Source organism: Tumidithrix elongata BACA0141, assembly GCF_036349135.1.
Lineage (GTDB): Bacteria > Cyanobacteriota > Cyanobacteriia > Pseudanabaenales > Pseudanabaenaceae > Tumidithrix > Tumidithrix elongata.
Map to the genome: position 1 here is coordinate 21643 of NZ_JAZBJZ010000059.1, position 8283 is coordinate 29925.

At 45.5% G+C, this 8283-nt stretch carries 6 protein-coding genes; 3 read left to right on the forward strand and 3 right to left on the reverse strand.

The window, feature by feature from the left end:
- Positions 1–84: 84 nt before the first annotated feature.
- The 3 genes from V2H45_RS14700 to V2H45_RS14710 all read right to left on the reverse strand — a co-directional run bounded on the left by V2H45_RS14700 (position 85) and on the right by V2H45_RS14710 (position 4235).
- On the reverse strand, positions 85–1461 hold the full coding sequence (locus V2H45_RS14700; protein WP_330484402.1) for a DUF2330 domain-containing protein: 1377 nt from the start codon (positions 1459–1461) through the stop codon (positions 85–87).
- Positions 1462–1613: 152 nt separating this feature from the next.
- The gene (locus V2H45_RS14705) at positions 1614–3032 is read right to left on the reverse strand and encodes a DUF2330 domain-containing protein (RefSeq protein WP_330484403.1); all 1419 of its coding nucleotides are present in this window, start codon (positions 3030–3032) and stop codon (positions 1614–1616) included.
- 252 nt (positions 3033–3284) lie between these two features.
- On the reverse strand, positions 3285–4235 hold the full coding sequence (locus tag V2H45_RS14710) for an RnfABCDGE type electron transport complex subunit D (RefSeq protein WP_330484404.1): 951 nt from the start codon (positions 4233–4235) through the stop codon (positions 3285–3287).
- Positions 4236–4398: 163 nt separating this feature from the next.
- Between V2H45_RS14710 and proB the strand changes: the two genes are divergently transcribed.
- The 3 genes from proB (at position 4399) to menE (ending at position 8181) form a co-directional block, all read left to right on the forward strand.
- Positions 4399–5535, forward strand: a complete 1137-nt coding sequence (gene proB, locus V2H45_RS14715; protein ID WP_330484405.1) for a glutamate 5-kinase — start codon at positions 4399–4401, stop codon at positions 5533–5535.
- Positions 5536–5868: 333 nt separating this feature from the next.
- On the forward strand, positions 5869–6384 hold the full coding sequence (gene msrB, locus V2H45_RS14720) for a peptide-methionine (R)-S-oxide reductase MsrB (protein WP_330484406.1): 516 nt from the start codon (positions 5869–5871) through the stop codon (positions 6382–6384).
- 267 nt (positions 6385–6651) lie between these two features.
- Complete coding sequence (gene menE / locus V2H45_RS14725) at positions 6652–8181, forward strand: o-succinylbenzoate--CoA ligase (RefSeq protein ID WP_330484407.1); 1530 nt, start codon at positions 6652–6654, stop codon at positions 8179–8181.
- Positions 8182–8283 lie beyond the last annotated feature (102 nt).

Genomic DNA, 8283 nt, shown 5'->3' on the forward strand with positions numbered 1-8283 from the left:
ACTTATGCGTAAAAAAGGAGGGGTTATCCCTCCTAGTACCAGTTCAATATCTGGGAAAGGAAATCCCCCAACGAAGTCTTTGATTTATTTCCAGATTCTACGCCAGAAAGAACTACCACTACCTGATTGCGTTGCAGGTAACTTCAGCTTGCGACGGATATCTTGGATATTCCATCCTGTCAACTGTGCCAAAGTTTTTGCCTCTTGCTCAAATCGGACAGGTAGAGATTTTTGATATTGTTGACCCCCTTCGCATTGGGCTGCCCCTTCAAAAGGATGGCGCAGGATATAGCGACCTTGAAAGAATTCTTGATTTGTCGTTTCCTTAAACATCAAATCTTCAGGGAACTTGTCGCGACTATAGCGAACGTGAAAGCGAGAAATAAATACGCGACTAGAGGTAGGTTGGGGTCTACTTCTTCTAAAGCTAGAATTTAGATTGGGAACAGATGAACTGGGCGAATCCAACCAAAATACACCAGCTTTTTGCAATTCCTCTTGGGTGAGCGGATCTGCCGAACAAGGATCGCAACTACTCATATCCCAAGCGTATTCTAAAAAGGCTACCTTACGATCTTCTTTAACGTAGGCAGTCTTAAACATCGACTTATAGAAGTTACTAAATTCCTCTTTGACATATACAGGAATCTCCGCATCTGAGGGAACTTTCACCGTGCGATAGTTGGTAACTTCCGCTTGTCCCGAGGGAGAAAGTACGTACACCAATAAATCTTGATCGCCAGAAGCATTGATCATGCCCAAGCGAATCGGCAGCATGAATTTGGGTGATTCATACGCCATCATGATTGGACGCAAAAACTTCGAGCCTGTACTCTGTTGTTCCTTAAGATTCACCTTCGCCACAAAGAATTTCATGTTCTGACGAATGTAAGGCTGCAGCAATTGCTCTGCTCCCTCTGGAATGCGATAGCCATTATCGATGAGCCATGTTTGCAAACCATCGGATTCCTCTGCGCTGAGGATGAGAATGTCGTACTCACCCACGGTAAATTGGGCTTCGATCGTAACGCCGAGTTCGTTTCTTCCTCTTAAATCTCCACCAAAGCCACGAGTAGTTGGAGATGGAATAGCACTTGATTCTAAGGCGCGATTGTAGACAGCACAGGGGTCGGAGTCAAAATATTCCACCAAACGCGGCGCGCTAAATGCATCGAGTCGCTCGATAATCTTGGACTCGCCAATGCGTACTTGCTCCTGTTTGAGCACCGTAGGAACGGGAACGACGAGAGCGAAGTCTTTCATATCGCCCTGATAGTCATTTGCCATTGTGAGAATCGTGCGATCGCCGTCTCGTGCAATCACCACCTGCGAAGCTTTGTTATAGAGACTGGCATCCGCTTTTGCCACATAAAAACCACAAAAGGCTAAAACAGAAGGGGTAAAGCTTAAAAGCAGAATACTAGAGAGAATTAAGCCTATGAGAATTCGTAGGGGTTTCATGGTTATTAGTTTTCAGTTATCAGTTTTCAGTTGTTAAGATCGTCTAGCAAAAAAGGTATCCTTATCGGTATATTGTCTTGAAAAGCAAGGAATTCAAAAGCTGATAGCTTCTGTCTAACTGACAACTTCTTTACCGACAACTGAAAACCCGTTTACGTATTCACAAATCGAATCAAGATATCTTGCCACCAGTCCTCAAAGCTGCTCCATAAAGTCTTAGAAGAGTTTGTGGAAGTCGGTGTGAACACTTCAACGAGATTCATTTTTTTGCGAATATCGCTAATCTGCCAGCCCGTGAGCTTCGATAATGTCTGTGCTTCACCTTCAAATCGCTTCGGTAGGGATTTTTTGTATTGCAGCCCAGCTTCGCATTTTGTATCGCCCGTAAACGGGTGGTTCATTACATAACGACCTTGGAATTGCTCGCGATTTGTGGTTTCCTTAAACATCAAATCTTCAGGGAACTTGTCGCGGGTGTAACGAACGTGGATGCGCGAAATAAACACACCACCAGAATTAGGTCGGGGTCTTCGACCTCTTGGCATGATTTGAGGTTGAGAAGTGTCACTAGGTGAATCCAGCCAAAATACGCCAGCTTGCCTGAGTTCTTCTGGTGTGAGCGGATCTGCCGAACAAGGGTCGCAACTACTCATATCCCATGCATATTCCAGAAATGCGACCTTGCGATTTTCGCGATCGTAAGAGGTCTGGAACATCGATTTATAGAAATTGGCAAATTCACCTTTGACATAGGTTGGAATATTATCGCCAGAGGGAATTTTGACCATGCGATAGTTGGTTAAATCGGCTTGACCTTTGGGTGACAAAACGTAAATCAGTAAATCTTGATCGGCTTGCGCGTTCACCATTCCCAATCGAATTGGCAACATAAATCGAGGGGATTCAAATGCCATCATAATTGGGCGGAGGAACTGAGAACCAGTTTTTTGCTGTTCTTTGAGATTTACTTTTGCTACGAAAAATTTCATTTTCTGGAGAATGTAAGGCTGCAATAGATCCTTTGCGCCTTTGGGGATGCGATAGCCATTTTCGGTTAGCCAAGATTCCAGTCCGTCCGATTCTTCGGCACTGAGAATGAGAATGTCATATTCACCAACAGTAAACTGCTCTTCAATTGTCACGCCTTGGCTCTGTCGCCGCCTAGAGACATCAGCACTTGCCGAAGGAGCTGCTTTCATCACTCTATCTTCAGATTGGTACGTCCTAACCATGCAAGGATCGGAGTCAAAATATTCCACCAAACGCGGCGCACTAAAGGCATCGAGTCGCTGGATCACTTTTGATTCGCCAATGCGAACTTGTTCTTGTTTGAGTACGACTGGAACGGGAACTACCAAAGCGAAATCTTTCATCTCCCCTTGGTAGTCATTTGACATCGTGAGAATTGTGCGATCGCCATCGCGGGCAATCACCACCTGAGAGGCTTTGTTATAGAGACTGGAATCAGCTTTGGCAACATAAAAGCCACAAAAAGCAAGGGCTGTGGGCGTGAAACTCAAAAGGAGAAAGCCAGTCAGAATAAGACTGATGAGAATACGTAAGGGTTTCATATTGAGTCAGAGATCGATAGATTCTGGGCAATAGATTTTGGGCAGATGAAGAACGGACTACAGACACATTCAGGGAATGGGGTTTATGAGAGTGTTTGAGAAGTCTGGTCTCTCGTATAAATTTCTACTTTTACCCCCCTTAATCCCCCCTTGCAAAGGGGGGAAACTTAAATCCTCCCCCTACCCTGCGGGAAGTCGCTTCGCGGCTAGTGCAAGGGGGAGCTAGAGGGGGTAAAACTTCTCAAACACGCTCTAAGAACGGGCGATCGCTAATTCTGGTAACCGAGGCGACCATGAGAATTTAGAACCCGACCAAATCCGATCGCAGAGCAGGGTCAAGGGTGACAGGGCAAATAGGGCATAAAACATGGCATCCGCGATGTAAAACTGATTGCGTAACACAAAGGTGAGAACTGCGATCGCTACTGCCCAAACAATCCGACCGATACGAGCATTGGGAATTGAGCGCGGATCGGTAACCATGAATAGGGCAAATAGCAACAATGAGCCACTCATGAGGCGATGGGCGAGTACGTCAAACGTCCACCCCAGCCATAGATTGCGAACTCCCTCTAAGAGGGCGTAAGCTCCTAAAAAAGTAATACTGGTGTCCCAGCGTCCCACGCGCTTTAGAATCAAAGCACCCAACCCGAGGAATAGCAAAGCGTACCAACTATCATCGCCCCACTGCCCAGGAGACACCCAAGCATGTTCGCCTAAGCTCAGTGCCGCCACAATGCCAAAATTGGCAGGGTTAAACCAGTGCTTTCCATTTAAACGAAAGATAAACTTACTGATAATTGCCAGAAAAGCTGCCACAGCCATCGTCACATAACTATCAGAGCGTAAAAGCAAACATAGCCCCAAGGCTGTAATCGTAGCACTCCGCAAACTCCCTAGGTTTTGGAGATGGGAAAAATAGGTAGGGTTAGGAATATTTAAGGGAAATTTACCTAATTGCTCCTGTGGCATAGACTTTGGTGCGATCGCCTGCGTGAATACAACCGCCACTGCTTGAGTTAGCCAGCAAACGCCGAATACCAATAACATCAGATCGGGGTGTAGCGTCCAATCTCTAGTGCTCACACCCAAGATCAGAAAAAGTGATAAAAATAAGATTTGATAGTCTCGTGCGTCTTGAGGGAGCCTAATTTTCGATAGGATTTTGGGTAGGGCAAACTTAGGTAACGTTAGTGGCAACATGATTCCTGACCTCACAGTAGGAGAATTTCTAACTGGCTGGGTAAAACTAAGATCAATAGCAAAGAAATTTTGACCCAATCTAACTGTTCAATATAGCGGCTCGATTATCGTTAGACTTAACTGTTGCATTTTCTGTAACAAACTAAAAAATTTGGTTTTATTCATGCAAACGCAAACCATCGTCATCAAAATTGGTACTTCTAGCCTTACCAAACCTGAAACTGGGGATTTACATATCGCCGCGATCGCTCGGCTGGTCGAGGTCATTACACAATTGCGCCGCCAAGAACATCGGGTGGTTTTGGTGTCCTCTGGGGCAGTTGGCGTTGGTTGTGCCAGATTGGGGATGAAGGGGCGACCGACCCATATTGCACTCAAGCAAGCCGTGGCAGCGGTGGGGCAGGGGCGATTAATGCGGATTTACGACGATTTTTTTGGCACATTAAATCAACCTGTCGCGCAGGTTTTACTGACTCGGGCAAATCTAATTCAGCGGCAACATTACATCAACGTGCATTCCACCTTTACGGAACTGCTGAATTTAGGGGTTGTCCCAATCGTGAATGAGAACGATACGGTGGCGGTGGACGAACTCAAGTTTGGCGATAACGATACGCTCTCATCCTTAGTGGCAAGTTTGATCGAAGCCGATTGGCTGTTTTTACTCACCGATGTCGATCGCCTCTATTCTGCTGACCCTCGCCAAGATATAGACGCTAAACCGATTGAGTTTGTGGAGTCCGACCAGTTACCCGATTTAATTCAGATTTTAAACGAAGCTGCCTCTGAAAAACTACCCGCAAGGGGAGGAACGGAATGGGGCACGGGTGGCATGAATACAAAGCTTGCCGCTGCGCGGATTGCCGCCGCCGCAGGGGTAAAGACCGTCATCACTAAAGGTGATGCCCCCGATAGTATTTTGCGGATTCTAGAAGGAGAGAATATTGGTACGCAATTTGCCGCGCAACCCCGCACCGTAACCGCAAGGAAGCGCTGGATTGCCTATGGTATGGTTCCATTGGGCAAAATATTTTTGGATGATGGTGCAGTAAAAGCGGTGATGAATTTAGGTCGATCGCTCTTACCCGCAGGCATTACCAAAGTGGAAGGACGATTTGACGCTCAAGATGCGATCGGTCTGTGCGATTCCGAAGGCAAAGAAATTGCAAGGGGGATCGCGAACTATAGTAGTAACGAAATCGAACGGATCTTAGGCTATCAGTCTGAAGATATCCCGCGCCTATTGGGCTTTGAAGGCGAAGACACGGTCGTGCATCGCGATAACTTAGTGTTGTCCTAAATATGCTTGGATAGTAGTTTTGTTTTCAGCTTGCACTTTTAAAGGCGGGATTGTGGCTTAAGTTGGCACGATGCAATCGCAAGCAAACCTCATTTTCATCCAAATTGAGACCTAACTCGTAATAGTAATGACAAGACAAAACTGCGATCGATAGGAAAAATCACGATGAAACTAACCTCAATTTTGGCAAGTGCGATTTTGGCAGGTTCTGTAATGACTGCCCTAAAGTCCTCGATCGATCTGTGTATCGCTTTTCCGTAAGGGCAATTCATGAATTGCCCTTACGGGAAGACTTGCCCCCATAAATATCAACACAGCCTTATAATTAAAACTATGAAGAAACGCACATTTCTCTTAGCAGGTACGGCAGCCGTTAGTGTTGTTTTGTTATCTCGCTTTCAATCTAATAATTCTGAAACCCAAAACTCTGAAAACATAGGAACAGCAGTGGCAGCAGACAAATTTGAAATCATGAAAACCGAAGAAGAGTGGAAGCAACTCCTTACGCCCGAGCAATTTCGCGTACTCCGCAAGCATGGAACCGAACGCTCTCATACCAGCCCTCTTGACAAAGAATATGGTAAAGGTACTTTTGTTTGTGCGGGTTGTGACTTGCCTTTATTCTCATCAACCACGAAATTTGATAGTGGTACGGGTTGGCCGAGCTTTTATGCTCCCCTTGACGGCGCGATCGGAACTACTGTCGATAGGTCTTTGTTTATGACCCGTACAGAAGTTCACTGCAAACGCTGTGGAGGTCATCTTGGGCATGTATTTAATGATGGGCCTAACCCGACTGGACTACGTTACTGCATGAATGGGGTCTCGCTGAAATTCATTCCTAGCTAGGAATTCGGAGAACCACTTTTCTATAATTTAGGCTCTATGGAAGTTGGTTCTTCTGCAAAGGGCTGCCGATCTGCTTTGATAGATACTTGATTCCGCGTCACTCAAAGAAGATCTAAGACAACTTGCGGATCGGTAGCGTACTGTATCGCTTACAAAATAAATTTACAAAACAGATTATTGATGCGATCGGCTATTTATCGTATGCAAATTTTCAGAGTAACATTCCTAGAAACAGTTCGTTAGCGAAGGGAATAAGTGGTTTTGATAATGCCGATCGCACCAAATTTAAACTGGTTAACCCAGAGAGCAATACAGACATGCGATCGCACTGCTCTTATCTTTGCTGATAGGGTCTGGAGTTATGCTGAGATGGAAGCTGAAGCGATCCAAATTGCTAGGAATTTGTCAGAACAGGGAATTGGGTATGGCTGTCGAGTTGGTATTCTCATGGAAAATCATGGGAATTATATTTTTTTGATTTATGCTTTGGCAAAGTTGGGCAGCATTGCGGTTTTACTCAATACTCGGTTAAGTGCGAAAGAATTAAACTGGCAAATGCAAGACAGTGCAACCAAGTTTCTCATCTACGATCGAAGAACGGAAGAGAAAGCTTGCGAAGTTATCGAGCGATTCCAAACAGGAGACCAAACAGAAGGCTTGAAGCTGATTGAGATCGAAGCTGTGAAACAGGCTGACAGGGATTCCCAACAGCGAATCAGTCAGGATTTTATTCCAGATATCGATCTAGAGTCAATTCAAGCAATTATTTATACATCAGGTACGACAGGAAAGCCTAAGGGCGTACAGTTGACCTATGGCAATCATTTCCACAGTGCGATCGCATCCGCTCAGAACCTAGACACTGACACTAGGGATAACTGGCTAGTGTGCCTACCGTTATTTCACGTAGGAGGACTATCGATTATTTGGCGCAGCGTACTTGATGGTTCCACAATTACATTAGAACCGCGCTTTGATTTAGAGCGGGTAATCCAAGCGATCGCAATGGGCAAGATTACGCTAATTTCCCTCGTGCCAACCATGCTAACCCGCATTCTCGACCGACTGAGTCAAAGCGATGTATCCATGCAAATAGAGGAATGGAGGAAATTGCGAGGCATTCTACTAGGGGGGGCGGCTCCGAATCAGCAACTGCTAGAACGATGTCTAGAGCTCAAGTTACCAATTATGCCTACCTATGGCATGACAGAGACAGCTTCGCAAATCGCCACCCTATCACCGCAAGATGTGATGTGTAAACGAGGTTCAGTAGGTCAGCCTTTACAATGTAGCCAAGTAAGAATTGTTTCTATCGATTTCCCTGAGATAGAACTCCCTATCGGAGAAATCGGACAGATTTTGGTGAAGGGAACGAATGTGATGGCTGGCTATGTGAATTCCTCCATAACCGAAACTTTGCGAGATGGTTGGTTACATACTGGGGATTTGGGCTATGTAGATTCTGAAGGGTTTTTATATGTGGTCAGTCGGCGTACTGATTTAATTATCAGTGGCGGGGAGAATATCTATCCTGCGGAACTAGAAGAGATTTTAATGCAACATCCTGCGATTCAAGACGCCTGTGTGGTGGGGGTAAGCGATCGCGAGTGGGGGCAAATCGTCGTAGCTGTGCTTGTAACAACAGAATTTCTCACAGTGACGGAAATTCGAGAATTCTGTCTGAGTCGCGATCTGGCTAAATACAAACTCCCTAAAGCCATCCATCGGGTCGATCGCCTGCCTAAAACAGCATCTGGAAAACTTGCACGCCACAAGGTACTGGAATCTCTCAGCTAATGCTTGTAGCTCGGTCGTGATATATTTTGAGGTGAGACAAATTACTCTAGGGCACCTCTAAAAATCAGTCAGAGACGAAAAACGAAAATAAAAAGAGAGAAG

Bases quoted from the DNA above. Each gene is read 5' to 3' on its own strand.
- V2H45_RS14700 (WP_330484402.1), bottom strand. From the start codon at position 1,461: ATGAAACCCCTACGAATTCTCATAGGCTTAATTCTCTCTAGTATTCTG.
- V2H45_RS14705 (WP_330484403.1), bottom strand. From the start codon at position 3,032: ATGAAACCCTTACGTATTCTCATCAGTCTTATTCTGACTGGCTTTCTC.
- V2H45_RS14710 (WP_330484404.1), bottom strand. From the start codon at position 4,235: ATGTTGCCACTAACGTTACCTAAGTTTGCCCTACCCAAAATCCTATCG.
- proB (WP_330484405.1), top strand. From the start codon at position 4,399: ATGCAAACGCAAACCATCGTCATCAAAATTGGTACTTCTAGCCTTACC.
- msrB (WP_330484406.1), top strand. From the start codon at position 5,869: ATGAAGAAACGCACATTTCTCTTAGCAGGTACGGCAGCCGTTAGTGTT.
- menE (WP_330484407.1), top strand. From the start codon at position 6,652: ATGCCGATCGCACCAAATTTAAACTGGTTAACCCAGAGAGCAATACAG.